25 protein-coding genes and 1 tRNA gene are annotated in these 26,790 nt (G+C 66.6%); 13 read left to right on the top strand and 13 right to left on the bottom strand.

Going from position 1 to position 26,790, the window contains the following annotated elements; translation table 11 throughout:
- Positions 1-8: 8 nt before the first annotated feature.
- On the bottom strand, positions 9-1,361 hold the full coding sequence (locus tag E4P24_RS14445) for an aspartate aminotransferase family protein (protein WP_188148623.1): 1,353 nt from the start codon (positions 1,359-1,361) through the stop codon (positions 9-11).
- A 221-nt stretch (positions 1,362-1,582) separates the two neighbouring features.
- Between E4P24_RS14445 and E4P24_RS14440 the strand changes: the two genes are divergently transcribed.
- Positions 1,583-2,851 (top strand): AI-2E family transporter, encoded by a 1,269-nt coding sequence (locus tag E4P24_RS14440; RefSeq protein ID WP_004061249.1) that lies wholly within the window; start codon positions 1,583-1,585, stop codon positions 2,849-2,851.
- A gap of 14 nt (positions 2,852-2,865) precedes the next feature.
- Here the strand turns inward: E4P24_RS14440 and E4P24_RS14435 are convergent, their stop codons facing one another.
- Positions 2,866-3,153 (bottom strand): PadR family transcriptional regulator, encoded by a 288-nt coding sequence (locus E4P24_RS14435; RefSeq protein WP_004044685.1) that lies wholly within the window; start codon positions 3,151-3,153, stop codon positions 2,866-2,868.
- A 609-nt stretch (positions 3,154-3,762) separates the two neighbouring features.
- Positions 3,763-3,909 carry a hypothetical protein gene (locus E4P24_RS14430; RefSeq protein WP_004061251.1) on the bottom strand — a complete coding sequence of 49 codons (147 nt, stop codon included), beginning with the start codon at positions 3,907-3,909 and terminating at the stop codon, positions 3,763-3,765.
- Between the two features lie 144 nt (positions 3,910-4,053).
- Here E4P24_RS14430 and E4P24_RS14425 point away from each other — a divergent pair, with 144 nt between their 5' ends.
- On the top strand, positions 4,054-4,764 hold the full coding sequence (locus E4P24_RS14425; RefSeq protein WP_188148622.1) for a hypothetical protein: 711 nt from the start codon (positions 4,054-4,056) through the stop codon (positions 4,762-4,764).
- 58 nt (positions 4,765-4,822) lie between these two features.
- Positions 4,823-5,056, top strand: coding sequence for a hypothetical protein (locus tag E4P24_RS14420; RefSeq protein ID WP_004044682.1), 234 nt, complete (start codon positions 4,823-4,825; stop codon positions 5,054-5,056).
- 81 nt (positions 5,057-5,137) lie between these two features.
- On the opposite strand, the gene folD is transcribed toward E4P24_RS14420, so the two are convergent.
- The 4 genes from folD to glyA form a co-directional block, all read right to left on the bottom strand.
- Positions 5,138-6,031, bottom strand: coding sequence for a bifunctional methylenetetrahydrofolate dehydrogenase/methenyltetrahydrofolate cyclohydrolase FolD (gene folD, locus E4P24_RS14415; RefSeq protein WP_188148621.1), 894 nt, complete (start codon positions 6,029-6,031; stop codon positions 5,138-5,140).
- A gap of 99 nt (positions 6,032-6,130) precedes the next feature.
- The gene (locus E4P24_RS14410; protein WP_004044680.1) at positions 6,131-6,700 is read right to left on the bottom strand and encodes a VIT1/CCC1 transporter family protein; all 570 of its coding nucleotides are present in this window, start codon (positions 6,698-6,700) and stop codon (positions 6,131-6,133) included.
- Positions 6,700-6,999, bottom strand: a complete 300-nt coding sequence (locus tag E4P24_RS14405) for a DUF211 domain-containing protein (protein ID WP_008605461.1) — start codon at positions 6,997-6,999, stop codon at positions 6,700-6,702. Before E4P24_RS14405 ends, E4P24_RS14410 begins: the two co-directional genes overlap by 1 nt.
- Positions 7,000-7,096: 97 nt before the next feature.
- Positions 7,097-8,341, bottom strand: coding sequence for a serine hydroxymethyltransferase (gene glyA, locus E4P24_RS14400; protein ID WP_188148620.1), 1,245 nt, complete (start codon positions 8,339-8,341; stop codon positions 7,097-7,099).
- Positions 8,342-8,707: 366 nt separating this feature from the next.
- Between glyA and tbsP the strand changes: the two genes are divergently transcribed.
- Positions 8,708-9,535: a transcriptional regulator TbsP gene (gene tbsP, locus E4P24_RS14395; RefSeq protein ID WP_004061260.1), complete on the top strand. Its 828-nt coding sequence runs from the start codon at positions 8,708-8,710 to the stop codon at positions 9,533-9,535.
- Between the two features lie 49 nt (positions 9,536-9,584).
- The gene (locus E4P24_RS14390; protein ID WP_188148619.1) at positions 9,585-11,273 is read left to right on the top strand and encodes a YcaO-like family protein; all 1,689 of its coding nucleotides are present in this window, start codon (positions 9,585-9,587) and stop codon (positions 11,271-11,273) included.
- Between the two features lie 237 nt (positions 11,274-11,510).
- Here E4P24_RS14390 and E4P24_RS14385 read toward each other — a convergent pair whose 3' ends face one another.
- From E4P24_RS14385 to E4P24_RS14375, 3 genes are all read right to left on the bottom strand, one after another.
- Positions 11,511-12,629, bottom strand: coding sequence for a DUF63 family protein (locus E4P24_RS14385; protein ID WP_188148687.1), 1,119 nt, complete (start codon positions 12,627-12,629; stop codon positions 11,511-11,513).
- Positions 12,630-12,763: 134 nt separating this feature from the next.
- On the bottom strand, positions 12,764-13,234 hold the full coding sequence (locus E4P24_RS14380; protein ID WP_004044674.1) for an Lrp/AsnC family transcriptional regulator: 471 nt from the start codon (positions 13,232-13,234) through the stop codon (positions 12,764-12,766).
- Between the two features lie 115 nt (positions 13,235-13,349).
- A complete protein-coding gene (locus tag E4P24_RS14375) occupies positions 13,350-14,147 on the bottom strand; it encodes an inositol monophosphatase (protein ID WP_188148618.1) in 798 nt (265 codons plus the stop codon).
- 91 nt (positions 14,148-14,238) lie between these two features.
- Here E4P24_RS14375 and E4P24_RS14370 point away from each other — a divergent pair, with 91 nt between their 5' ends.
- Entirely contained in the window at positions 14,239-14,508 is a 270-nt protein-coding gene (locus tag E4P24_RS14370) for a hypothetical protein (protein WP_004044672.1), read from the top strand.
- 844 nt (positions 14,509-15,352) lie between these two features.
- On the opposite strand, the gene E4P24_RS14365 is transcribed toward E4P24_RS14370, so the two are convergent.
- Positions 15,353-15,436: transfer RNA gene (locus E4P24_RS14365), tRNA-Leu, on the bottom strand.
- A gap of 131 nt (positions 15,437-15,567) precedes the next feature.
- On the opposite strand from E4P24_RS14365, the gene E4P24_RS14360 reads away from it, so the two are divergent.
- Entirely contained in the window at positions 15,568-16,053 is a 486-nt protein-coding gene (locus tag E4P24_RS14360; RefSeq protein WP_188148617.1) for a DUF309 domain-containing protein, read from the top strand.
- 119 nt (positions 16,054-16,172) lie between these two features.
- Positions 16,173-17,039 carry a succinylglutamate desuccinylase/aspartoacylase family protein gene (locus tag E4P24_RS14355; protein WP_115861702.1) on the top strand — a complete coding sequence of 289 codons (867 nt, stop codon included), beginning with the start codon at positions 16,173-16,175 and terminating at the stop codon, positions 17,037-17,039.
- A gap of 87 nt (positions 17,040-17,126) precedes the next feature.
- Here E4P24_RS14355 and E4P24_RS14350 read toward each other — a convergent pair whose 3' ends face one another.
- Together E4P24_RS14350 and E4P24_RS14345 are read right to left on the bottom strand one after the other, a co-directional pair.
- Positions 17,127-17,576, bottom strand: coding sequence for a UPF0179 family protein (locus E4P24_RS14350; protein WP_004061267.1), 450 nt, complete (start codon positions 17,574-17,576; stop codon positions 17,127-17,129).
- Between the two features lie 24 nt (positions 17,577-17,600).
- The gene (locus E4P24_RS14345; RefSeq protein WP_004061268.1) at positions 17,601-17,981 is read right to left on the bottom strand and encodes a DUF5820 family protein; all 381 of its coding nucleotides are present in this window, start codon (positions 17,979-17,981) and stop codon (positions 17,601-17,603) included.
- Between the two features lie 559 nt (positions 17,982-18,540).
- On the opposite strand from E4P24_RS14345, the gene E4P24_RS14340 reads away from it, so the two are divergent.
- Genes E4P24_RS14340 through E4P24_RS14320 form a run of 5 tightly spaced genes read left to right on the top strand, consistent with a single transcriptional unit; the run spans position 18,541 to position 26,762 of the window.
- A complete protein-coding gene (locus E4P24_RS14340; protein ID WP_006601555.1) occupies positions 18,541-20,613 on the top strand; it encodes a PrkA family serine protein kinase in 2,073 nt (690 codons plus the stop codon).
- Positions 20,614-20,615: 2 nt separating this feature from the next.
- On the top strand, positions 20,616-22,889 hold the full coding sequence (locus E4P24_RS14335) for a PrkA family serine protein kinase (protein WP_049896334.1): 2,274 nt from the start codon (positions 20,616-20,618) through the stop codon (positions 22,887-22,889).
- Positions 22,880-24,199 carry a YeaH/YhbH family protein gene (locus E4P24_RS14330; RefSeq protein ID WP_004044665.1) on the top strand — a complete coding sequence of 440 codons (1,320 nt, stop codon included), beginning with the start codon at positions 22,880-22,882 and terminating at the stop codon, positions 24,197-24,199. Before E4P24_RS14335 ends, E4P24_RS14330 begins: the two co-directional genes overlap by 10 nt.
- Positions 24,196-26,205: a SpoVR family protein gene (locus tag E4P24_RS14325; protein WP_188148616.1), complete on the top strand. Its 2,010-nt coding sequence runs from the start codon at positions 24,196-24,198 to the stop codon at positions 26,203-26,205. The genes E4P24_RS14330 and E4P24_RS14325 overlap by 4 nt, the downstream gene beginning before the upstream one ends.
- Positions 26,206-26,213: 8 nt before the next feature.
- The gene (locus E4P24_RS14320) at positions 26,214-26,762 is read left to right on the top strand and encodes a hypothetical protein (protein WP_008605649.1); all 549 of its coding nucleotides are present in this window, start codon (positions 26,214-26,216) and stop codon (positions 26,760-26,762) included.
- Positions 26,763-26,790 lie beyond the last annotated feature (28 nt).

The raw sequence follows: 26,790 nt of genomic DNA, 5'->3' as shown, positions 1-26,790 counted from the left end.
CGGCCGCGTTACGACACGTCCTCGATGGCGTCTACCAGCATCGTCACGCCGAGGTCGATTTCGCGGGCGGTCACGTCGAGCGGCGGGAGGATTCGGAGCACCTTGTAGCCGCACGAGAGGGTGAGGAGGCCGCGCTTGAGGGCCGCTTCCTGCACGGCGTCGCGGCGTTCGTTGGTGTCGAACTCGACGGCGAGCAGCAGGCCCTTGCCGCGCACGTCGACGACGGTGTCGGGCGCGTCGTCGCGCAGTCGCTCGATGAACTGCCGGCCGCGGGCGACGGCGTTGTCAAGCAGGTCGTACTCCTCGATGGCGTCGAGCGTGAACACGCCCTGCATCGAGGAGACGATGTCGCCAGCGCCCCACGTCGATGAGAGCCGCGAGGTCTCGTCGGGGAATATCTCGTCGTTCGAGATTGTCGCGCCGACGCGGAGGCCCTTCGCGCCGGTGATGATGTCGGGTTCGATGGGGTAGTGGTCGGAGCCCCACAGCTCGCCGGTGCGGCCGACGCCGGTCTGAATCTCGTCGGCGATGAGCGTCAAGTCGTAGTCGTCGACGACGGCGGCGAGTTCCTCGACGAAGGCGTCGGAGGGGAAGCGGTAGCCGCCCTCTCCCTGTATCGGTTCGACGATGACGTAGGCGACCTCGTCGGCGTCGATGTGGCCCGTCTTCGGGTGGAGCTTCTGTCGGAGTTTGGAGACGGCGCTGTCGGCGTCGGGGAAGAAGCCGCAGGAACACGTCTCGGGCGAACAGGTCCGGTCGTCGCAGAACGGCACGTCGAGGACGCCCGAAACCTCGGGGAACTTGCGGCGGTAGACTGACTTCGATCGGTTGAGCGAGAGCGCGCCGAGGGTGCGGCCGTGGAACGCGCCCTCGAAGGTGACGCCGTACTTCGCGCCGTCGGCGTGGTCGTAGGCGATTTTGATGGCGTTCTCGACGGCCTCGGCCCCGGAGTTCGACAGGAACACCGTGTCCATCCCGTAGTGGCTCGTGAGGTCGGTCAGTCTGTCCATGAGCGCGGCGGGACCGGGGAGTCGCTCCTCGCCGGGCGCGGAGCCGTCGCTGACGTAGAAGTCCTGGCCGGCGATTTTCGTCGGGTCCACGAGGTCGAACTCGGCCATGCGGTCCATGAGTTTCGGGTTGTTGTAGCCGAGCGGCGCGGCCGCGACGTGGCTCGTGAAATCGAGGAGGACGTTGCCGTCGACGTCGGTGCAGAAGGGGCCTTCCGACTCCGCGGTGATGTCCCAGACGAAGTCGTAGACGTACGTGCTCGGCGCGGCGTGTTCGTGGTGGTACGCGACCCACTCGCGCGCTTTCTCGCCGGGCATCGAATCGACGCGTGGCACCGCCGTCTCTCGGTCCATGCGACTCGGTACGGCGACACATAAGTTAAGATGTTCGTTATTATTGATGCAATATCGGCCGCCCCTCGGTCGAGTCGGTCGGTTTCGCCGCGCGAACCGACGGCTTCGGCGGCCGGTCGTGACGGCGTTCCGTCGTGACCTGTCGCTCCCGCGATAGGCTTTTGATGCCTCCGCGTCCGTGGTTGGGTATGGCTCTCCCTGACATCCAGCGCTCCCGCGCGATGTGGTGGTCGCTCGCGTTGGTCCTCGCGGGCGCGCTCACCTACGTCGTCTACTCTTTTATCGGGACGTTCGTCTTCGGGCTCTTCATCTACTACGCCACGCGGCCCATCTACCGGCGGATTCGTCGCCGGGTGAGGCCTCCGAGCCTCGCGGCCGCCGTGGCGCTTTTCGCCCTCGCACTCCCCGTGCTCGGCCTCGTCGTCTACGCCGCGACCATCGCCCTCCGCGAGTTCCTGCGGTACGCCGACCGGCTCTCGACGGACGAGGTGCCCATCGACCTCGAAGCCTACGGCATCGACCCGACGCTGTTGGAGGGAATCGCCAGCCCGCAGGCGCTGTTGGAGTACGACTTCCGGTCGGTGCTGACGCCCGAGGCGCTCGGCTCGGTGTTCGATTCGCTGAGCGTCGCCGCCAACACGTTCGCTTTCCTCGGCGTCGGTGCGATTCACCTGTTCGTCATGATTGCGTTCGCGTTCTACCTCCTCCGCGACGGCCACCGCCTGCGACGGTGGGGCCAGTCGATGTTCGCCGACGACCACGGCATCCTCGAAGCCTACATGCGCGGCGTGGACCGCGACTTCAACAACATCTTCTTCGGCAACATCCTCAACGCCATCCTCACGGGCACCATCGGCGTCATCGCGTACTCGCTTTTGAACGTCCTCGCGCCGACGGGCGTCCGCATCCCCGCGCCGGCGCTCATCGGACTGCTCGCGGGCGTGGCGAGCCTCATCCCCGTCGTCGGCATGAAGCTCGTCTACGTCCCCATCGCGGGCTACATGGGACTCGAAGCGGCGATTGCGAATCCGCCCGGACTCTGGTTCGTCCTGCTTTTCGCCGCCGTCTCGTTCGTCATCGTGGACACGATTCCGGACCTCGTGCTCCGGCCGTACGTCTCCGGTCGGAGCCTCCACGTCGGAGCCGTGATGCTCGCGTACACGTTCGGCCCGCTGCTTTTCGGCTGGTACGGCATCTTCCTCATGCCGATGATACTCGTGTTGTTCGTGAACTTCGCCCGACTCGTCCTGCCGGAGCTCTTGGCTGGAAAACCGATTCGGCCGTACATGGTTGACCCGGGGCACTTGGTCGACGGCCCGCCGGTCGAGGAGCTAACCGCTGACGAGGCGGACGACACGCAGCGAGAGCCAGCCGAAACCGAACGGTCGTCGGAGGGCGAGTCGGATGTTCCGGAGACGTTTACCGACCGGGACGAGACGAGGTCAGGCCGAGACTCGCGGTCTCCGTCCGACGCCGGCGTCGACGGGTAGCTCGGGTCGTTCGCTCACGCCTCGAAGTCTTCGGGGACGTACTCCGCTTCCCACTCGTCGCGGGCCTTGATTTCGCGGCGACCGCGGCGGGTGAGCGTGTAGTAGTTGGTTCGGCGGTCGCGCTGGCCCTTGTCGACCAGCCCCTTCTCGACGAGCGTGTCGAGGTTGGGATAGAGCCGCCCGTGGTGAATCTCCTTTTCGTAGTAGGCTTCGAGTTCTTCTTTGATGGCGAGTCCGTGCGGCTCTTCGAGACCAGCGATGACGTACAGCAGGTCTCGCTGGAATCCTGTCAGGTCGTACATCGGTAAATTCGACTCGTATGTTACTGTCTAATTCAGATAAGCATATCGGCCTCGACCGACGATTCACCCTCGAAACCGCGCCAGTCTCCGAAATCTTCTGGACGCGATTATGTTATTCATCTTACTAATATTCCGGAGTGTCCGTTTCGAGGACTGGATATGTCCACAACTGGACGGCTCTCGTGGTTTGCGCGACAATATTGTTAATTGTTATCAATGAACAAGGCATGGCTGTTCGGAACGAAAATCCCGCCGGCCGAGGGAACTCCTCGATAGTTCCGGGGAGACGGTCGGCCGACTCGGAATCAGGAGTTCGTTTTCGGACGGCGAGTGAGACGGACCTGCCGGTCTCAGGTCGTAGTTTCGCGCAGAAGGAAAGCAAGCCGTGCCGGAAATCTCCGGCACGGCATGCCGCCCTGAATTGGTCCCCGCTGACGCTTCGGCCCTCCAAAGCGAAGCGTCACTTACGGCTACTGTTCGGTTTCACTTAAAGATAACGACGCGTGCCAATCGTTGACAACGATGCTAACTGTCCATCTGAGTGGTACGTACGCGCCGAATTCCGGCGTTCGTCGATTTCGTTCTGTTCGAAGAGTTATGTTTGGTTAGTCACATATGCTCTTCTTCCAACACCCAGCCGAGCGCCCGCTTGTAGTGCGTCATGAGCTTTCTGACACCTTCGTGTCGCATCTCCTCGGAGTCGAGTTCGTCCTTCAGGAACTCGTACTGCTCTCGAACTTCGGATTCGCTTCGCATACGCCGACGGTGGGCGGCCGGACGTATGTAGCCCGGCGGTCGTCTCGACTGGCGACCGCTCGCGGCCGCGTCGACTCGCCTCACTCCTGATGCTCTCCGCGTCGGGTCGCCGTGCTTTTGCGCCGTCGGAGCCAACCCGGTCGCATGGAGATACGCGGCGAGCGCGAGTGCAAGGAGTGCGACCACCGATGGTCGTACTACGAGACGGGAAGCGTATCGTGCCCGCAGTGCGGGAGCCTCCGGAGCGTCGGCGTCGGCGGCAGGGAGCGCCACACCGCCACGCAGACCGACCTCGACCTCTCGGCGCACCGCTCCGCCGTCGGCGACGGGTCGATTCGAGACGCCGCGCCGGCGTTGAAATCCGACCTCCGCGACTACGTCCGGCAGACGGGCTACATCCGCGGGGGCGAACTGCTCCCCCTCGGAGACACCCCGCTCGCGGCCCACGAACTCCTCCACGCGGTCGACGTGGTCGCCCGGTCGAACCGACCCACCGACGACGAACAGCTCTACGTCATCACCCTGCTCCGCCGCGCCGACGAGGGAGCGCGCCCCGACCCCGACGCCGTGCCCGACTCGATGACCGACGCCCGCGGTCTCGCCTACGCCGAGGCCATCGACGCCTACTGTCGCGACCTCTCGACGTGGCTCGACGACAACCCGAACCCCGAGGTCAGGACGACGCTCGAAACCCTCTCGAACCACCGCAAACGCGTCGAGGCGCTCGACGGGGCCGTCTCGCTGTCGGAGTCCGAGGCGCTCGTCGAGGCCGCCCGCGAGATTCACACCGCGCTCGTCGACGACGACCTCGACGCGCTCGCGTCGGCCCGCGACACGCTCGCATCGCTGTTCTGAGGCCGCCGACCGCCGCGTTCACCGAACGTTTTTGCCCCGCGGCGACCCTTCGCAGACGATGACTGCCGGATTCGACATCCACGAGGTTCGCCACCGGGTGAAACTACTCCGCGACGACGGCGACACGATGCTCGTCGAGAACCGCGACGGCGTGGCCTGTCCGGCCTGCGGCGACGACTTCTCGCAACTGCTCATCTCCGACCGAACCGCGCACAGCTTCGACGTGGACGCCGACACCCGATTCTGCGTCCGGCGGGACGGCGACCGACTGCTCGTGGCGACTCACGAGTGAGAAAAATCGGTTTGGCGGGCGTCAGCGCCCGACCGGGAGCCGAATCGGCCTGTGGACGCGGGCTCGCGTTCCGCTCCGAACTCAGGGGAGGTCGACGTCGATGCCCTCGGCCTCGGCGGCCGCCTTCACGGTGTTCCAGAGGAGCATCGCGCGGGTCATCGGGCCGACGCCGCCGGGGACCGGCGTGATGGCGCTGGCCTTCTCCTTCGCGGAGTCGAACTCCACGTCGCCGACGAGTTCGTAGCCCTTCTCGTTGTCCGCGTCGACGCGGTTGACGCCCACGTCGATGACGACGACGCCCTCCGAGAGCATGTCGCCGGTGACGAGTTCGGGGACGCCCGCGGCCGCGACGACGATGTCGGCCTCGCGGGTCTTCGCAGCGAGGTCGTCGGTGCGGGAGTGGCAGACCGTGACCGTGGCGTTGCCGCCCTCGGCCTTCTGGATGAGCAGGTTCGCCATCGGCTTGCCGACGATGTCCGAGCGGCCGACGACGACCACGTCCGCGCCCTCGGTCTCCACGTCGGCGGCGGCGAGGAGCTTCTGGACGCCGTGGGGCGTACAGGGCTTGAAGCGGGCGTCGCCGGCGACGAGGCGGCCCACGTTCTCGGGGTGGAAGCCGTCGACGTCCTTGGCGGGGTCGATGCGGCGGAGGACCGTCCGGTCGTCGACGTGGTCGGGGACGGGCATCTGGACGAGGATGCCGTGGACCTCGTCGTCGTCGTTGAGGTCGTCGACGAGCGAGTACAGCTCGTCGGCGGGCGTCTCGGGGTCGAGTTCGTAGTCGAACGCCTCGATGCCGACCTCCTCGCAGTCGCGCTGTTTCATCGAGACGTACGTCTCGCTGGCGGGGTCGTCGCTCATCAGCACGGTGGCGAGCCCCGGCTTCACGCCGGCCTCGTCGAGCGCGTCGATGGCGTCGGCCAGCCCGTCGCGAATCTCCTCGGCGACGGCGTTGCCGTCGATGATGGTCGTCATTGTCTCAGACAGCGCGCTCCGGGCATTTCAAAGATTCGAATTCGTGCGTATTCTTGGAGACGAGAGAAGCAAAATATACACGTCTGTGGCCATCTGCGGTCACCCGAACAGCAGATTCACGGCGGCCACCGCGACGCCCGCCAGCGCCATCCGCAGGCCGGCGACGTACCACCGCTGTTCCGATATCGACCCCATGTACGCGCCGAACGCAAAGAGGATGGCCGTTCCGAGGCCGACCGAGGCGAGCGTCGCCCACGTCATCGTCAGCAGCGTGCCGACCGCGAGAAACGGGAGGAGCGGGACGACGATGCCGACGAGCGGGCCGAGTCCGCTTGCGGCCGCGTTGATTCCCCGCGCCGCGACCTGGTCGCGTTCGACCGCGGTCCCGCCGAGGTCGGCCAGCATGGCGTCTTCGATGCGCCCGAGTTCGGCCCGCTTTTCAGCGCGCTCTATCTCCCAGACGCTCCAGACGCCGGAGGTCGTCAGCCCCACCGCCGCGCCGACGCCGATTTCGACGACCGTCACCCCGTCCGTGACGCCGGTGAGGTACGCGCCGATGACGAGACCGATGCAGGTCAGCGCGCCGTCGAAGCCGTTCGAGACGAAGTACCGCCGGGAGATGGCGCGGACGCGGTCGTCGCGCAGGAGCGCGCCGAGTCGACCGAACATCACGGCGGTGACGGGTCCTGCGGCTGGTTTCGGTACTCCACCAGCGTCTCGCCGGCGACGACTTCGTCCACCGAGTGGACCGTCCCGCCGAGGTCGCGGACGCGGCGTTCGACCTCGTCGGCGTCGATGGCCTCGCCCTCCACGACGAGCCTGAGGTTCTGCACCTCGCGGTCGGTTTCGAGGAGCGTCGCGTTCACGCCGGCCACGCCGGCCGCGTCCGCGACCTCGCGGGCGACCTCCACCGTCGAGGGGCTGTGCGGTTTCAACACGTCGAGAACGAGCCGACGAATCGGAGCCATATCGGACGGTGATACGGCGGCGCGGCTAATAGTGTTACTCGGGTGAGGGGTTTGAAAAGCCGAACGTCGGGCCGCAGTGGCCGCCTGCGAGCGTCGCTTACTCGTACAGCGGGTTGGCGTCGCAGAGTTCCTGCACGCGCTCGGAGACTTCCGCGAGCACGTCGTCCTCGGGGGCGTCGACGACCTTCACGATGAGTTCGCCGACTTCGCGAATCTCGTCTTCACCGAAGCCGCGGGTGGTGAGCCCGGGCGTGCCGGCGCGGATACCGCTGGGGTTGAACGCCGAGCGCGTCTCGCCGGGGACGGTGTTCGCGTTGAGGACGATGCCCGTCGATTCGAGCGCCTCCTCGGCGGTGCCGCCGGTGAGGTCGGGGTGCGAGTCGCGGAGGTCGACGAGCACGAGGTGCGTGTCGGTGCCGCCGGAGACGACGCTGAGACCGTGGTTTTCGAACGTCTCGGCGAGAGCCTTCGCGTTGTCGACGACCTGCTGGGCGTACTCCTCGAACTCGGGTTCGAGCGCCTCTTTGAAGCCGACGGCCTTGCCGGCGATGTTGTGCATGAGGGGGCCGCCCTGCGCGCCGGGGAAGACGGCGCTGTCGATGTCGGAGGCGTACTCCTCGTCGCACATGATGATGCCGCCGCGACCGGCGCGGATGGTCTTGTGGGTCGAGCCGGTGACGAAGTCCGCGACGCCGACCGGCGAGGGGTGGACGCCGGCCGCGACGAGGCCCGTGATGTGGGCGATGTCGGCGAGGTGGAGCGCGTCAACGTCGTCTGCGACCTCCTGAATCGTCTCCCACTCGACGGCCCGCGGATACGCGGAGTAGCCGGAGACGATGATGTCCGGCTCGAACGCCGCGGCCTTCTCCGCGAGCTGGTCGTAGTCGATGTAGCCGGTTTCGGCGTCGACTTCGTACTGTTCGACGTCGTAGAGCTTGCCCGTGAAGTTCGCGGGGTGACCGTGGCTCAGGTGGCCGCCGTGGGTCAGGTCCAAGGAGAGAATCTTGTCGCCGGGGTCGAGCATGGCGAGGTAGACGCCCATGTTGGCCTGCGTGCCGGAGTGGGGCTGCACGTTGACGTGCTCCGCGCCCCAGAGTTCCTTCGCGCGCTCGACGGCGAGGGTCTCCACGTCGTCGGCGTACTCACAGCCAGCGTAGTAGCGCTTGCCGGGGTAGCCCTCGGCGTACTTGTTCGTCAGCGCGCTCCCTTGGGCTTCGAGGACCGCTTCGCTGACGTGGTTCTCCGAGGCGATCATCGCGAGCGTGTCGCGCTGGCGTTCGACCTCGCCGTCGAGGGCGTCTGCCACGGCGGGGTCGACGTCGCGGACGTGGCTGTAGTCCATACGTAGTATCCGGTCCAATCACGGCATAAATGTGTCCCATTTGGCTACGCCTGCCGGTGTTGTGTTGCACACCCATGTATATTCTGTGGCGTGCTACCGCGAACAGATACACGAACGCGCGAGACCCGCCTCTGTCGTCGTGTCTCCGGGCCGAACAGACGACTCGGGTCAGACCCCGCGGGTGACGACGACGCTCCGACCGAGTCCCTCGGTTCGGAACCGATTTTCCCACCCCACGATAGACGTAAAATTTCTGAAACTAGCAGCTCAATTCGCTCGATACAGCGTTGGTACAACTCGATTTCGAATACGTTCTGCCGGTCGTCTTGCGTTAATATTAAATATATTACCGGCGATATTCAAGCTATGGCTATTCGTTCTAATCTACTCGCTGAGGGGGTAGAAGACATCATCCAGTCCGTCCTCTCCTCGTCGGAAGACGAGGTGTTGGTCGCGAACCCGACCGCCGAGGTCATCGAGGGGCTCGTCGCCGTGGCGACAGACATCGACGGCGACCTCCCGGAAATTCGGCTCGTCGCCGACGAGGGCGTCCTGAAGGACGTGCTCGACGACTTCATCGTCGCCTCGAACGCCGCGAACCTCGTCGCCGACGGCGCGCTCTCGATGCGAACCGCCGCCGACGAAGTCGAGAACACGCTGTTCGTCACGCCGAACTCGGTCGTCGCGCTCGTCGCCGCCGGGGACAAGGTCGCCGGCCTCGTCACCGACGACGAGGCGTTCGTCGAGACGGCGTTCGAAGCTCATCAGGCCCACTGGGAGGACGCTCCCGAGTTCAAGCTCCGGACGCCGCCGCTCGCGCGCGTTCGCGAGACGCTCGGCGAGGACATCAGCGAAGAGACGCTTGCCGACTTCGACGCCGTGCTCGGCTCGCTGTCGTCGGCCCGCGGCGACGGCGACGGCCTCGACGAGGTGACCATCTCGCTGCTCGTCGCCGCCCGCAACGAGGTCCTCCTCTACGATATCTCGAAGTGGGGCGAGGACGTGGGCATCGCCAGCAAGGCGACGTTCTCCCGGACGAAGACGAAGCTCGAAGAGCTCGGCCTCATCGACACCGAGAAAGTTCCTATCGACGTCGGCCGCCCGCGACTCCGCCTGAAGCTCGGCGCGGACGAACTCGTCGCCGCCGGCGCGGACGAACTGGCCGACGAGGCCCAGAAACTGCTCGACGCGTAGCCGACCGCGACCCCCTCGCTTTTTCCCTCCGTCTCCCCTCGTCGCGCGCATGGACATCGGACTCGTCGGGAGCGGCCCCGCCGCCGAGTCGATTCGCGCGGCGTGCGCCGACATCGATGCGACGGTCGCGGAGACGACCCCCGACTCGCTCGGTTCGTTCGACCTCGGATTCGTCGTCGCCGCGGCCGGAAGCGACGCCTTCGACACGGCCGACGAAGCCGCTTCGCGCTGGCTCGCGGTCGAAATCGGCGGCGTCGGCGGACACGCCGTCCCCGACCTCGACGCGGCCGTCTCGGCGTTCGACCCCGAAAGCGCCGACTTCGCGGCCCTCCGGGCGCGGGTCGCGTCTACCACGGAGTCTGAGGGTCGCCCCGGCGGCGACCGTGCGGCCGTTCGACTCGCCGGCGCGGTGGCCGGGCAGCGCGGCATCGCGCTCCTCTCGGGCGACGACGTGGCCGGGACCGTCGTCGAAGTCCCCGGCCCCGAGCGGTCGTTTCTCCCGACTCCGTCGCCGACGGAGCGGGACCGAACTCTCGACCGCGACTTCCGCGCCGTCGAGCTAGACGACGCGCTCGCGCGGGCCGAATCGGCCGTTGACGACCGCGTCGGCATCGTCAGGCAGGTCGGGGAGCGCGAGTCGTTCCCGCTGCCGTACTACGTCGCGCAGACGGCGGACACGACGGTGTACGCCGACGCTCGGGCGGCCGAACTCGCCGGCGGCGCGGCCGCCGGCTGGGACGAGGCCTACATGAAGGCGCTCGGCGAGGCGCTCGAACGCTACTCGGCGGGCGTCTACCGCGCGAGCGAGTTCGCCGTCGCGCCCGCGGCGTCCCGGCCGGCCGCGGTGCCGCCGAGTCGCTTCGTCAGACCCGACTCCTTCCGCGACCCCGACCCCGACGAACCGATTCAGTGGGTCGAAGGCGAGGACCTCGCGACCGGGGCGACCGTCTCGCTCCCGGCGGAGTTCGTCCACTATCCGCCGCCGTCGGAGCGACACAAGCCGTCGATTACGACCGGTCTCGGCCTCGGTAACTCCGGGACCGAGGCGATTCTCTCGGGGCTCTACGAGGTCGTCGAGCGCGACGCGACGATGCTCGCGTGGTACTCGACGTTCGACCCGCTCGGGCTGGACGTGACGGACGAGACGTTCGAGACGCTGGCGGCCCGCGCCCGCTCTGAGTCCCTCGAGGTGACTGCGCTCCTCGTGACGCAGGACGTGGACGTGCCGGTCGTGGCGGTGGCGGTCCACCGCGACGGCGAGTGGCCGAAGTTCGCCATGGGCTCCGGCGCGGACCTCGACGCGAACCGCGCCGCTCGGTCGGCGCTGGCCGAGGCGCTTCAGAACTGGACCGAACTGCGCGGCATGGGGCCAGAGCAGGCAGCGACGCAGGGCGGCGCGATTGCGACCTACGCCGACTTCCCGAAGCCGGCACGGACGTTCGTCTCGCCGGACACGACCATCCCCGCGGACTCGGTCGGTCCCGACGAAACCCCCGAAGGCGCGGCCGAACTCGACGCGGTCGTCTCGGCGGTCACAGACGCCGGTCTCGACGCCTACGCGGCGCGGACCACCCCGCGAGACGTGGCGCGCCTCGGCTTCGAGGCGGTCCGCGTGCTCGTGCCGGCGGCCCAACCGCTGTTTATCGGCGAGCCGTACTTCGCTGACCGCGCCGAGTCGGTGCCGCGAGACCTCGGCTTCGAGCCGCGACTGGACCGCGAGTTCCACCCGTTCCCGTAGCTGGCGGGTCTCGGGGTTCGTGGGCATCGTAGCTGACAGCCGGCACGGGCGGCCGCGCGGCAGGCGGGCCGAATCGAGTCCGCGCGGCGGTGTGCCGGACACCCGCAGGCCGCCGCGCGGCGTGCGTCACAGAATAGCGGCGGTGGCCGCGGCTCGGTACTTGAAGCTTCGTCGGGAGGGGTACGAGGGGTCGGAGCGCGGAAGCGAGCGGCCGGAACAGAGGAGACGGCGGGTCGATTAGACGCCGAACGTCGCGCGGAGCATGTCGCGGCTCCCCGGCCCGAGCCCGACCGCGAGGACGGCGATGAGAAGCAAGATTGCGTAGCGCGGGCTATCCTCGAATATCTGCTCGTCGAACACCCAGACGACGGCCGTCGCGGCCACGAGTTTGACGAGCAGGAACGGCCACGCGTCGCCCGTGACGGCCAGCACCGACTCGGGGAGCGTGGAGGAGGTGAAATCGACGACCGCCTGATTCACCGGGTGCTTCGGGACGAGGTTGTGCCCCGCGCCGAGGTCGGTCATCCAGTTGAGGCCGATGACGTTCGCCACGCCGTCGATGGCGTGGCCCCAGATGACGACGAGGCCGATGTATCCCGTCCCCTCGTTGACTTCGGGGGCGAAGCGCTCGACGAGCCACCACGTCGCCGCGGCGGTGAGCGTCGCGCCGACGAGGATGACGACGAGCACCTGCGGGTAGAACGTCGCGCCCTGCGCGCCGGTGAGACCGGCCCACAGGAGGTAGCCGAGCGTGACCGCGAGCACAGCGAGACCCGCCCCGAACAGGGGTTTCACGTAGTCGTCGACCAGCCCCCGTCGCTCGGCGAGGACGCTCCCGACGACGGCGACGAGGGTGATTGCGAAGACGGTCACGTAGATGACCGGGCTGATGACGAGCGTGTTCAGCGGGTAGGTGATGAGGGCGTCGGCGACGCCGGGGGCGTCGTTGGCGTCCTCGACCACGCGGAACGCGCCGCCGAACAGCATGAACGGGAAGAGGGCGTAGAAGAACCGCGGGCGCTCACCGATGTCGAGGCGGCGGAGGAGGAACACGACGCCCGAGAGGGCGATGACGAGCGTGACCATGTAGCCGACCTCGGAGACGAGCGTGTAGCCGGGGTACGCGACGGGTTCGGCCGCGGCGGTGCACGCCGACGCCGTGTCGAGGTACTGGGTGACGCCGCCCGCGCGAACCGCGCAGACGGCCGAGTTCGCGTCGGCTTGGACGGGTCCCCAGAAGTAGTGCCAGATGAAGCCGTCGTAGACGACGCGAGGGAACGCGAGCGACCCGCCGACGAGGGCGACGAGGATGGCCGCGACGCCGAGCCCCCAGAGGCGCTCGGAGTCGAGACCCATTCGCTCTGCTACCGTTGCCATAGCCGATACCCCGACGGCGGGCCTGTTGAGGGTTCCGGTCTCTCGCACTCCCGGCGCACGCCTCGGCGGGGTGAGTCAGTTCCCGTCGCTGCGAGTCGCCCCCGCGGTGGGGTTCAGTCCTCGTCGTCCGGCTCGCGAATCGGCAACACCGGGTCGTCGTACTCAGTCCCGAGGATGACCATCGTCTGGGACCGCGAGAAGCCGTCGAGTTCGGCGATGTGGTCGAACATGAGCTCGCGCAGGGCGTCGGTGTCCTCGGCGTACACCCGGAGCATCACGTCCCACTCGCCGGTGGTGAGGTTAATCTCTTGGACGCCGTCGATGTCGCGGAGCTGCTGGAGCGCCTCCTTCTCGCGGCCCTGTTTCACCCGGAAGCCGACCAGCGCGGAGGTTCCCAGCCCGACCTGCCGCGGGTCGACGTGGGCGTGGTAGCCCTCGATGACGCCGGCGTCTTCCATCCGGCCGACCCGGTCGTGAACCGTCGCGCTCGACATATCGATTCTGCGGGCGATTTCGCTGAACGGGGTCCGCGCGTCCTCCATCAGAATCCGGAGAATCGCCCGGTCCGTCGCGTCGAGGTCCATGCTATCCTTTCTGATGGGGGGTAACTTCGCACTTGCGGATGGGAATCCGCCCGCGTCGGCGGCGGCGTTCGGCGGCCTCGGCTCGCCGGAATCGGCCGCCCGCTTCGCGCCGGTGCTACCGCCCGTCGATTTCGCGGGCCGCCTCCAGCACCGCGTCGTGGACGTGGCCGTTCGAGGCGACGAGGCCCTCGGAGTCGTGTCGCCACGCGTTGCCGTCGAGGTCGGTGACCGTGCCTCCGGCCATCCGGACGAGGTGCGCGCCGGCGACCGAGTCCCACGGGTTCGCTCGCTTGTTCGTGATGACCCCGTCGAGCGAACCGTCGGCGACGTACGAGAGCACGACCTGCATGCTCCCGTAGCGCCGCAGGTCGCCAAAGCGAGTGACGATGGCGCGGGCCGCGGCGGCGTACTCGTCGCGGGCGTCGTAGTCCCACCAGAACGTCGGACAGACCGTACACGTCTCGGGGTCGTCGCGCTGACTCACCGAGATCTCCTCGCCGTTTCGGGAGGCTGTCTCGTCGTCGGCCGCGTAGCAGTCGTCCAGCGCGGGCAGGTAGTTGGCCGCCGCGACCGGCTCCCCGTCGCGGACGGCGGCGACCGCGGTCGCCCAGACCGGGACGTTGCGGACGAAGTTGTTCGTGCCGTCGATGGGGTCGACGACCCACGCCGGCCCCGACTCGGGAACCGATTTGCGTTCGTCTTCTTCCTCGCCGACGATGGGTTCGTCGGGGAACGCGCCGCGGATTCGCTCGACGACGCGGCGCTGGGCGTCCTTGTCGGCCTGCGTGACCACGTCCGTCTTCCCGCCTTTCGTCTCGACGGCGATGCCGGTTCTGAAGGCGCGCCGCGCGACTGCGCCGCCGTCGCGGGCCGCGCGCTGTGCCCGGTCCGCCCGGGCGTCGAGTTCGTTCATGGGCGTGACAGAACCGGCAGGTGCCTATATCCACCGACCCGGAGGCGACGCGGCCCGGTGGCTTATGTCGATGGGCGGTTTAGCTCGTGGCGTGTCAGACGCTATCGACCTCCCGGCGCGGGTCCGCGAGTCGCTCGCGGACTCGTTCGACGACGCCAGAGCGGCGGTCAGAGCCGGTGACGCCGAAACCGCGCTGGAACACGTCGAGGAAGCGTCTCGGGTGCTCGGCCACAAGGTGCCGCCGAGCCCGCTCAAGGAGAAACTGAAACACGGCGTGGCGGCCGTCGAGCGGACCGCGGCCGACGAACCGCTCGTCGCCTCGGAGTATCTCCGGCTGATGAGTCAGTTGGTGCAGCCGTAATCCGGGCGGAACGTCGCTCCCGTAACGCCGACCCGATGCGTCGCGTCGTCGTGTCGTAAACTGCGCCGCCGCGCGGGACGGCTCGCCCGCTCAGAGGGCGAACAACGGAAAAGCCAGAATCCGCAATTAGAACCCGGACGGAAGACGTTTTCCACAGCCCTCACGACCGTATTCGGCTTGCGCCGACTTCCCGAACTCCGATTCCTCGTGGTCCGGTACTTGGTCTTCCCGCCGCTCGCTCGCAGAGCGGTTACGGGGCTGTTTCGGTTCCTCTTCGGCACTTTGACCTCGTCTTCCTGTTACGAAAGACTCGGTGTTCGCGTCGATTCCATTCCTCCGCACCTTGCGATGCGTACCATCGTCGACGCCTTTCACGTCGCCCGACGGATTCGGTTTGGTCGTCCGGTGCGCCCTTGCGCTTCCGGCAACACTACCGTAGGTCCGATAACATAATGAATGTTTCTGATATTTTCTGAATAGTCGGGGAACGACGATAGTCAGACCGTCCGATAGGTCAGTTGAAGCCGCCGTCAAATGTTGTCATCGGTCGGCTCTCTCCCGGCCATTTTCACCGGAAACGTGGTCTGTTCATGATGAATTGTTCGGGATGTCTCTAGAGACGCGTGGCGTCCCTGCCGCGGCGGCGTGGCCGAACAACTCACCGGAGTAGAAAAGACGGCGTCGGCGGTCGCCCGACCGGGTTTATATGGAACGGCGACCCACCTCGGCGTCCGTGTGCTCGCCCGCGGAAGGTGGACCGCGACTTCACGGCGGCCGCTTACACGCCCGGATTCGAATCCCGCAGGACGCACCCACCGCTCATCGCGTCGTGTTTCGACAGAAGTGCGAGGGGAGGGATTTGAACCCACGGACCCCTACGGGAGCGGATCTTGAGTCCGCCGCTTTTTCCTGACTTAGCTACCCTCGCGCGTACTCAAGTACGACAGGGGGACCGCTAAAACGTTGCGAAACGTCAGACGAGGCCGCCGAACTGCTCGACGACGAGTCCGTGGTGTCGCCACCGATGGAGTTACCGGCCTTCCGGTCGCCCTGACTCACATGGACGAACACACCCGCGACCCGAGCGTCGCCCCGCCGCTCGGTAACCCGACGGGGTGGGACGACGACCTGCGGATGTGGGAGCACGCGACGCTCCGGCGGGCGGTCGAACACGGCGTCCGCCTGTTCAACGCCGGCGACTTCCACGAGAGCCACGACTGCTTCGAAGACGAGTGGTACAACTACGGCGCGGGGACCGCCGAAAGCGCCTTTCTCCACGGGATGGTGCAGGTCGCCGCCGGCGCGTACAAACACTTCGACTTCGAGAACGACGCCGGGATGCGGTCGCTGTTCGAGACGGCGCTGGAGTATCTCAGCGGCGTCCCGAGCGACTTCTACGGCGTCGATGTGGACGACGTGCGCGCGACCCTCCGGGCGGCGCTGGACGACCCGACGGCGCTCCACGGCTGGCAGATAGCCCTCGACGGACACCGCGCGACCGCCTATCCCGCGGACTACGAGTACGTCGAGGAGCTCGACCACTAATCGCGCCAGACCGGGGGTGCCGCAGTTCCGAGGCGACAGTCTCGGCTGACACGTCCGCGGAAGCGGCGCGAACCGGGAGAATCTAAAGGTCCATTAGCGTCCAGTGCTAGGAACCGGCAATGCGAATCTACGAACTCGGTGACGGCACGCCGGAAGTGTCCGTCGTCGGGTCCATCCACGGCGACGAGCCCTGTGGTGCTCGTGCCATCGAGCGATTCGTCGCGGAGGACCCCGACGTCGAACGGCCGGTGAAGCTCATCGTCGCCAACGAAGAGGCGCTGGCGGCCGACGAGCGCTACCTCGACGATGACCTCAACCGGGCGTTCCCCGGCGACCCCAACGCCGAGAGCCACGAACGACGCCTCGCCCACGACCTCGGCCGCGAGGTCCGCGGCACCACGGCCTTCTCGATTCACTCCACCCAGTCGTACGCCGAACCGTTCGCCATCGTGGACGCCGTCGACGCCATCTCCCGGTCGATTCTTCCACGCCTCCCGGTCGACGTGGCCGTCGAGACGAACCACTTCGCGGAGGGCCGCCTCATCGAACACGCCCACACCATCGAGGTCGAAGCCGGCCTCCAGAAGTCCGACGAGGCCGCCGACAACGCCTACTGGCTCATCCGGGCGTTCCTCACCGCGACCAACGTCCTCCCCGCGCCCGCGATTGCGAGCGACGGGGGCAGCGACGGCGGCGCACCCGACGAAACCGAGTCGCAGACCGAAGACGACCGGCTGAAACTCGGCATCCCCGAGGAACACAGCCTCGACGTGTTCCGCCTGCTCGAACGACTCCCCAAGCCGCCGGCCGACCAGTACGAGGTCCACGCGACCAACTTCGAACCCGTCGTCGCCGGCGAGACGTTCGCCCGCGCCGACGCCGAGCAGTTCGTCGCCGACCGCGACTTCTACCCCATTCTCCTTTCGGCGTACGGCTACGCGGACATCTTCGGCTACGCCGGCGAGAAAGTCGGCACGCTCCCGTAGTCGGTCGGTTCTCTCGTTTTCCCCGTCTGTTCGTCGTCCTCCCCGCGAATCAGCGACCGCGTCGGTGGCGCGAACCGCAACGAACGCCTACTCGTCGGCGGGTTCGAATTCGACGAGCGTCAGGTTCCGGTCGAGGTGGCAGTGGTCGTGCGGGGGGTCGCCCAGCACGTCGTGGATGCGGTACTCCTGGTCGAACTCCGCCCCCTCGGGGACGCAGTACTCGTGGCTCGGGCACTCGGTGTGCGGGCAGGGACCTTGCAGGCTGGCCTTGCTCCCGGCGTACGCGCCCTTCGAGGGGACGTTCGCCGTGACCGGGGCCGGTTCGACCTCGACGGCGCGGACGCCCTCGTCGTGGACGGCGCAGTCGAGGACCTGCGTGTTCTCGCGCACGTCGAGGACGCGGTAGCGGACGCCCTCGGTGAGGTTGAGACACTGGCGGCGATACGGACAGCCCTCGCAGGCGCTCGATTCACCGTGGTAGACGAACTCGGTGCCGGGGTCGGTCAGGCGGGCACCGACGAGAGTGACGGAGGTCATAGCGGGGATTCTCCTGCGAGGCGGTTAAGGCTCCCGCCCGGTCAGTTCGTCGAGTTTCTCGAAGTAGTCCTCGCGGGGGACCTGGTAGGCGCTCCGGTAGTCTATCTCGCCGTCGGCAAAGCGCCCGGCGATATCGGTCGCGCCGTCGACGGCCGCCTCGCGGGAGTCGAACTCCTCGACGACGGCCTCGATTTCGGGTTCGAGATAGAGCACCGCGTGCCACGTCTCGGTTCGTATCTGCGTCGCGCCCGGGCGGTTCGCCCGCGACCCGTTCCACACGAACACGGTCGGCATACACTCGGCGGGAAAGGCGCTCTCGTTGAACACGTCCGGGCGAAACGCGAGGATGCGCCGCCCCTCGGGTTCGTCGTTCCAGAGCGTCCACCCGTCGGGCAGGTCGGTCATGGGCGTGCTAGTCCGCCGCGCGTCCTAAGCCTTCCCGCTTCCGTCGCCACCGCCGCTCGGGCTCGACGAGTCGGTCGAGCCGGTCGCCGCGACGCCGGTTCGACGACCGTGGTTCACCTCTCGAACGTGACCGGGCGGCGACGACATGAATCCCAGCCGACCCGATTAACGGGACCGCCAACGGACTGAATCGCTGATTAAATCGCTACACTCCGGGTCGGATTCGGTTGGGAGAGACCGGTACGCATCTGGAAATCCCTGGATTCGAGACAATCAGTTGACCACTTCGGAGAAAGCGTTATATGCTAACGTCTCTCAAACACTATTAGTCTCGGTCCCCGGGCCGAGCGAGCCGTCGCGCATCGCCTGCAAATCGCCGATTCTGTTGCCCGTCGCCGACCCGTCGTGAGCGCGTAGCGGCGGCGACGCACTTCGATTCACCGCCCGCGGTCTGTCGCCGCGGGTCCGTGGCTCTGGGTGTGTCGTCTGCGACCCGCGAACGCGGGCGCGTCGCCCTCGGTCGTCTCCGGACGGCTGGTCCGACGAGGCTCCACGAACAATGACCGGCGAAATTGAAACACTCGCAGACCTGAGCAAGCACTACAAAGACTCCGTGCCCGCGGACCTCCGCGAGGCCAAGAGCTTCGAGTGGTACTTGGAAGAGGTCTACGCCCACCCAAAGATCGCTCGCAACGCCCACCAGCGCGTGGCGGACATGTTCGACTTCTACGGCACCCGTTACGACGAGGACGCGGGCGTCGTGGAGTACCTCATGGCCTCCGAAGACCCCCTTCACGACGGGGAGAACGTCTTCTACGGCCGCGAAGTGCACGAGTCGATACACGAGTTCGTCAACAAGGTGAAATCGGGGGCCCGCGGCCTCGGCCCCGAAAAACGCATCAAACTCCTGTTGGGCCCCGTCGGCTCCGGGAAGTCGCACTTCGACTGGATTGCCCGCCGCTACTTCGAGGACTACACCATGTCCGACGAGGGGCGGATGTACACCTTCCGATGGACGAACCTCGGCGACGTCATCCGCGACCAGGACCCGTCCGACGACGTGGTCAAGTCACCGATGAATCAGGACCCGCTCGTGTTGCTCCCGCAGGAACAGCGCGACGTGGTCATAGAGCAGTTGAACGAGAACCTCGACGCGCCCTACACCATCCGGAACGACCAGGCGTTAGACCCCGCCTCGGAGTTCTACATGGACCGACTGCTGGCCCACTACGACGACGACTTAGAGGAGGTCGTCGAGAACCACATCGAAATCGTCCGGCTCGTCGCCTCCGAGAACAAACGCCAGTGCATCGAGACGTTCGAGCCGAAGGACAAGAAGAACCAAGACGAGACGGAACTCACCGGCGACGTCAACTACTCGAAGCTCGCGGTGTACGGCGAGTCCGACCCGCGGGCGTTCGACTACGCCGGCGCGTTCTGTAACGCGAACCGCGGCATCTTCTCCGGCGAGGAACTGCTGAAGCTCCAGCGAGAGTTCCTCTACGACTTCCTGCACGCCTCGCAGGAACAGACCATCAAGCCGAAGAACAACCCCCGAATCGACATCGACCAAGTCATCGTCGGGCGGACGAACATGCCGGAGTACCGAGAGAAGAAGGGCGACGAGAAGATGGAGGCGTTCAACGACCGGACCAAGCGCATCGACTTCCCGTACGTCCTCGAGTACGAACAGGAGGCCGAAATCTACCGGAAGATGCTCCGGAACGCCGACGTGCCCGACATCCACGTCGAGCCGCACACGCTGGAGATGTCCGGGCTGTTCGGCGTCCTGACGCGCATCGTCGAACCCGACTCCGACACCATCTCGCTCGTCCAGAAGGCGAAGGCCTACAACGGCGAATTGGACGACGGCGACGACGTTGACGTGCGCAAACTCCGCGAGGAGGGCGAGAAGAAAGCCGACATCGCAGAGGGCATGGACGGCGTCTCCGCCCGGTTCATCGGCGACGAAATCGCCGAAGCTATCATGGACGCGACCCACCGCGGCCGGGGCTACCTCTCGCCGCTGTCATCCTTCACCCACCTCGAAGAGAACCTCGAGAACCACGGGTCGATTCCCGAGGAGAACCTCGAACGCTACCACCGCTACCTCGAAATGGTCCGCGAGGAGTACAAAGAGCGCGCCATCGAGGACGTGCGTCACGCGCTCGCCTACGACATCGACGAGATTCGCCGGCAGGGCGAGAAGTACATGGACCACGTCATGGCCTACATCGACGACGCGACGGTCGAAGACGAACTGACGGGTCGCGACCAGGACCCCGACGAGAAGTTCCTCCGCGCGGTCGAAGAGAAGCTCAACATCCCCGAGGACCGCAAGGACGACTTCCGACAGGAGGTCTCCAACTGGGTCTCCCGGCGCGCCCGCGAGGGCACGTCGTTCAATCCGCAGGACAACGACCGCCTCCGCCGCGCCCTCGAACGCAAGCTCTGGGAGGACAAGAAACACAACATCAACTTCTCGGCGCTCGTGAGCGCGAACGAGCTGGACGACGACGAGCGCAACGCGTGGATCGACGCGCTCGTCGACCAGGGCTACTCGCGCGACGGCGCACGGGAGGTGCTCGAGTTCGCCGGTGCGGAGGTGGCGAAGACCGAACTCGAAGGGTGACCATGCGAGACTACATCCGCGAGGCGGACGAGGCGCTCCGCGGCACCTACGAGGAGCCGATGAGCCTCGGCGAGTACGTCGACGCCGCGTTCGAGTCGCCGTCTATCGCCTCCCACGCGTCGAAGTACCTCCTGGAAGCCATCGAGTCGATGGGGACCAGACAGGTGGTCGAACAGGGCGAGGAGAAACAGCGCTACCGCTTTTTCGACGACCCCGCCAACGACGGCGAGCACGCGGTCCTCGGCAACACGGAGGTGCTGAACGCCTTCGTCGACGACCTGCGGACCATCGCCGCCGACCGCGGCAAGGCCGAGAAAATCGTCTGGTTCGACGGCCCGACGGCCACGGGTAAATCCGAGTTGAAACGCTGTCTCATCAACGGCCTCCGGGAGTACTCGAAGACCGACGCGGGGCGGCGCTACACCGTCGAGTGGAACGTCGCCAACGCCGACGACACCCGCGGGCTGTCCTACGGCGGCGAGGTCGACGCCGCCGACGAGGACTGGTACGAGAGCCCGGTCCAGTCGCACCCGCTTTCGGTGTTCCCCGCCGACGTGCGCAAGCGACTGCTGTCCGACCTCAACAGCAGGAACGGCGACCACATCCCCGTCGACGTGGACGAGGACCTCGACCCGTTCTGTCTGGAGGCGTACACCTACCTCGAAGAGGAGTTCCGCCGGGCGGGGAAAACCGACCTCTTCAGCGCCGTCACCGACCCGAAACACCTCCGGGTGAAGAACTACGTCGTCGACGTCGGCCGCGGCGTCGGCGTCCTCCACTCGGAGGACGACGGCTCGCCCAAGGAGCGACTGGTGGGGTCGTGGATGCCGAGCATGCTCCGCGAGCTGAACTCTCGCGGGCGGAAGAACCCGCAGGCGTTCAGCTACGACGGCGTGCTCTCGCAGGGCAACGGCCTCCTCACCATCGTCGAGGACGCCACCCAGCACGCCGACCTGCTCCAGAAGCTCCTGAACGTCCCCGACGAGGGGCACGTCAAACTGGACAAGGGTATCGGGATGGACATCGACACCCAGCTCGTCATCATCTCGAACCCGGACCTCGACGCCGAACTCGACAAGTACGCCGACAGGAACGGCCGCGACCCGCTGAAGGCGCTCAAGCGCCGGCTCAACAAACACGAGTTCCGCTACCTGACGAACCTCTCGCTGGAGGCCGAACTCATCCGCCGCGAACTGACCAACGAGACGAGCGTCTGGACCGACGACCCCGAGGCGATGGCCGACCGCGTCGCCGAGGCCGTCGCACTGGACGTCCGCGAGGGACCGGGCGAGGTCCGTACCCGCGAACTCGCGCCCCACACCGTCGAGGCCGCCGCGCTATACAGCGTCGTAACCCGCCTCGACGACGACGACGTGCCGCGCGACCCGGACCTCGAATTCGACCTCGTGGACAAGGCGCTGTTGTTCGACCGCGGCTACCTGCAAGTCGGTGACCAGCGCCGCGAGGTGTCCGCGTTCGAGTTCGTCGGCGACGCCGAGGGAACCCACGGGATTCCCGTGACGTTCACCCGCGATGTCATCGCTGACTTGCTCCACGACCGCATCGACCGCAGACACCCCGACCTCGACGTGTCGTCGGTGGTGATGCCGACCGACGTGCTCGACGAGATGGTCGCAGAACTCTCGGACGCGCCCGTGTTCTCGCGGGCGGAGTCCTCGGAGTACGAGGGCCGCATCGCGGCCGTCAAATCGTACATCTTCGACCAGCAGGAGGCCGACGTGCTCGACGCGCTCCTCGCGGACAAAGGGGTCGAGCGCGAGACGGTCGAGGAGTACGTCGAACACGTCTACGCGTGGGCGTCCGACGGACAGATAGAGACCGAACGCGGGCCGGTCGACCCCGACCCGCTTCTGATGAAACTGTTCGAGACCGAGCACCTCGGGCGCTTCTCGCCGGACGACTACGAGGGCAACGAGCCCTCCGAGTCGGTCGAGGAGTTCCGAAACGAGAAGGTCATCACCGCGCTCAACCGCTACGCGTGGGAGAACCGCGACGAGGGCTTTACCGTCTCCGACGTGGACCTCACCGAGATTCCGGTCATCCGGACGGTGCTCGAAACCCACGACTGGGAGGACGTGCGCCGGCTGTTTGCCGACCTCGACCCCCGCCAGTGGGACGACCCGCCGGCGAACACCGAGACGGCGCGGGTGAAAGCCCGCACCATCGACGAACTGGTCGACCGCGGTTACACCGCCGCGTCGGCCGAACTGACCAGCCGTGCCGTGATGAAGGAGGTGAGCCACACATGGGACTGAGAGACGACCTCGAACGATTCCGCGAAGTGGGCGAAGAGCGCCGCGAAGACCTCAAGGAGTTCATCTCCTACGGCGACCTCGGCGCGTCCGGGTCGAAAGACATCAAGATACCCATCAAGGTCGTGGACCTGCCGGAGTTCAAGTACGACCGCCTCGACATGGGCGGCGTCGGACAGGGGAAAGGCGGCACGCCCGACGTGGGCCAGCCGCTCGGCCAGCCCGAGCCCGGCGACGGCGAGGGCGAAGACGGCGACCCCGGCGAGGAGGGGGCCGAACACGAGTACTACGAGATGGACCCCGAGCAGTTCGCGGAGGCGTTAGACGAGGAACTCGGCCTCGAACTCGAACCGAAGGGCAAGGAGGTCGTAGAGGAGGTCGAAGGCGACTTCACCGACATCACCCGGAGCGGCCCCCACAGCACCCTCGACTTCGAGCGCCTGTTCAAGGAGGGCCTGAAGCGCAAGCTGGCGATGGACTTCGACGAGGAGTTCGTCCGCGAGGCGATGAAGGTCGAGGGCACCACCGCCCGCGAAGTGTTCGAATGGTGCCGCGAGAACAACATCCTCGTCTCGATGGCGTGGATAGAAGACGAGTGGAGCCGCATCCCGGACGACGAACGCGGGGCGTGGGCCTCCTTCGCGGAGATGGAGGAGAACGTCGAGCGGACGACGGCCATCCAGCGCATCCGCCGGGAAGGGCTCCGCGAGATTCCGTTCCGCCGCGAGGACGAGCGCTACCGCCACCCCGAAGTCATCGAGAAGAAGCAGTCGAACGTCGTGGTCGTCAACATCCGCGACGTGTCGGGGTCGATGCGGGAGACGAAGCGCGAACTCGTCGAGCGCACGTTCACGCCGCTGGACTGGTATCTCACGGGCAAGTACGACCACGCCGAGTTCGTCTACATCGCCCACGACGCCGAGGCGTGGGAGGTCGAACGCGACGAGTTCTTCGGCATCCGCTCGGGCGGCGGGACGCGAATCTCGTCGGCCTACGAGCTGGCCAAGGAGGTCTTAGACGAGCGCTACCCGTGGCGCGAGTGGAACCGCTACGTCTTCGCCGCGGGCGACTCCGAGAACTCCTCGAACGACACGAAAGAGCGGGTCGTCCCGCTCATGCAGGAGATAGACGCGAACCTCCACGCCTACGTGGAGACCCAGCCCGGCGGGACCGCAATCAACGCAACCCACGCCGAGGAGGTCGAACGGAGCCTCGGAGAGCAGGGTAACGTCGTGGTCGCGTACGTCTCGGAGCCCGACGACGTCATCGACGCCATCTACACCATCCTCAGCACGGAGGCGACAGCAGAATGAGTTTCAGACGACACCGCAGAGACGCACAGCGCGAGGCCGCCAGACTCGACGAGCCCGTCCGGGAGGCCGGCGCGCTCGCCAAGAAGCTCGGACTCGACCCCTACCCGGTGAACTACTGGGTGGTCAACTACGACGAGATGAACCAGCTCATCGCCTACGGCGGCTTCCAAGAGCGGTATCCGCACTGGCGGTGGGGGATGACCTACGACCGCCAGCGGAAGACCGACCAGTTCGGCATGGGCAAGGCGTTCGAAATCGTCAACAACGACGACCCCGCGAACGCCTTCCTCCAGGAGTCGAACTCGCTGGCCGACCAGAAGGCCGTCATCACCCACGTCGAGGCGCACTCGGACTTCTTCAAGAACAACCAGTGGTTCGGGCTGTTCTCCGACGAGGGGCAGTTCGCCGCGGCCGCGATGCTCGAACGCCACGCCCAGACCATCGAGCGGTACGTCCAGAACCCCGACATCAGCCGGGACGACGTGGAGAAGTTCATCGACGCCGTGCTCTGTCTGGAAGACACCATCGACCAGCACCGGACCATCCGCGAGGCCGCCGCCGACGAGGACGGCCGCATCCCCGAGGACATCCGCGCCCAGTTGGACAGCCTCGACATCTCCGACGACGTGCGCCGCGAGGTGTTCGACGACGCGTGGCTCGAACAGGTCGAGGAGGCCGAACGCGAGGCCGCGAAGCTCACCGACCCCCGGAAGGACGTGCTCGCGTACGTCCGCGAACACGGCATGCGGTACGACGAGGAGACGGGCAAGGCCGAGGAGATGGAGCCGTGGCAGAAGGACGTCCTCGACATGCTCCGCGAGGAGGCGTACTACTTCGCCGCCCAGAAGATGACGAAGGTGATGAACGAGGGCTGGGCGGCCTACTGGGAGTCGCTCATGATGGGCGACGAGCGCTTCGCGGGCACGGACGAGTTCATCACCTACGCCGACCACCAGTCGCGCGTCCTCGGCTCACCCGGACTCAACCCCTACAAGCTCGGCAAGGAGCTGTGGGAGTACATCGAGAACTCGACGAACCGCGCGGAGGTCGCAGACAAACTCCTGCGCGTGACGGGCGTCACGTGGCGCAACTTCCACGAGACGGTCGACTTCGACGAGGTGCAGGAACACCTCCGGGCGGACCCAGCTATCGACGGCGTCAGCGCCGACTCGCTCGACGAACTGTCCGAACTCGGCCCCGACGACCCGAGAGTCGACCACGAGACGCTCGACAGGGCGCTGTCGGGCGACGACTCGCTCGACCTCGATGCGTACCCGTGGAAGCTCCTCACCTACGAGGGGCTCGCGGAGCGACACTACTCGCTCGTCAAGTCGCAGAACCGCGGGTTCCTCAGCCGGATTCGTCGCTCCGAACTCGAACAGCTCTCGCGGTACATGTTCGACGACGAGGTGTACGACAGCGTCGCGGAGGCCATCGCCGACGTGGACAAGACCGCCGGCTGGGACCGGATGCGCGAGATTCGCGAGAGCCACAACGACGTGACGTTCCTCGACGCGTTCCTCTCCGAGGAGTTCGTCCGCGCGAACCACTACTTCGCCTACGAGTACTCTCAGTCGTCCCAGCAGTTCCGCGTCTCGTCGTCGGAGTACCGCGACGTGAAAAAGAAGCTCCTGTTCCAGTTCACCAACTTCGGGAAACCGACCATCGCGGTGTACGACGGCAACTTCGACAACCGCGGGGAGCTCCTGTTGGGCCACCAGTACAACGGCGTCATCCTCGACATGAAGCAGGCGAAGGGCGTCTTGGAGCGCGTCTACCACCTCTGGGGCCGGCCGGTGAATCTGATGACCATCACGAAGGAGTTCGACGAACACGAGGTCGAAGTCGCCCGGCGACGGGGGCGCGAGCCGACGCCCGAAGAGCGAGCCATCCGGATTCGGTACGACGGCGAGTCGTTCGAGGAACACGACCTCGACCCCGAACTGGAAGCCCGCATCGCCGCCGGCGAGGTCGACTACGACACGAAGCCCGATGACTGGCTCTGAGCGGAGCGATGGACGACGCTGACTCGTCGACTCCGCCCGGAGACGAAGAGCAGGCGGACGACTCGCTCGACGAGGCCGACATCCACGACGTGCTCAGAAACGAGCGGCGACGGCTCGCGCTCGAACGGCTGCGCGACGGTGACGGGCCGGAGTCGGTCGGTGACCTCGCGGAGCACATCGCCGAGATAGAGTCCGGCGAGTCGCCGCCCCCGAAGAACGTTCGCCAGAGCGTCTACATCTCGCTTCACCAGACCCACCTCCCTAAACTCGACTCGCTCCGCATCGTCGCGTACGACTCGCGGGCGAAGACCGTCTCGCTGGGGTCGAGCGCGGCGGAACTCGACTACTTCCTGGACGACGCGGAGCCGACGCAAGCTCCCTTCGCGCTCCTGTCGCTCGCGACCTGTCTGGCTGGACTCGCGCTCCTCGTCGCCGGCTGGATGGGCGTCCCCGTCATCGACCGCGTGGACCCGCGGCTCGTCGCCGGCCTCGCGCTCACCGCCGTCGCCGTCGTCGCCGGCGCGGAGCTCGGATTGCGGACGCGAAGCCGAACGTAGCTCGGAGACACGGTCGCGGTCCGTCCTA

This window comes from Haloferax sp. AS1 (genome assembly GCF_014530665.1).
Taxonomy (GTDB): Archaea; Halobacteriota; Halobacteria; order Halobacteriales; family Haloferacaceae; genus Haloferax; species Haloferax volcanii.
This window is presented reverse-complemented; position numbering and strand designations above follow the sequence as displayed.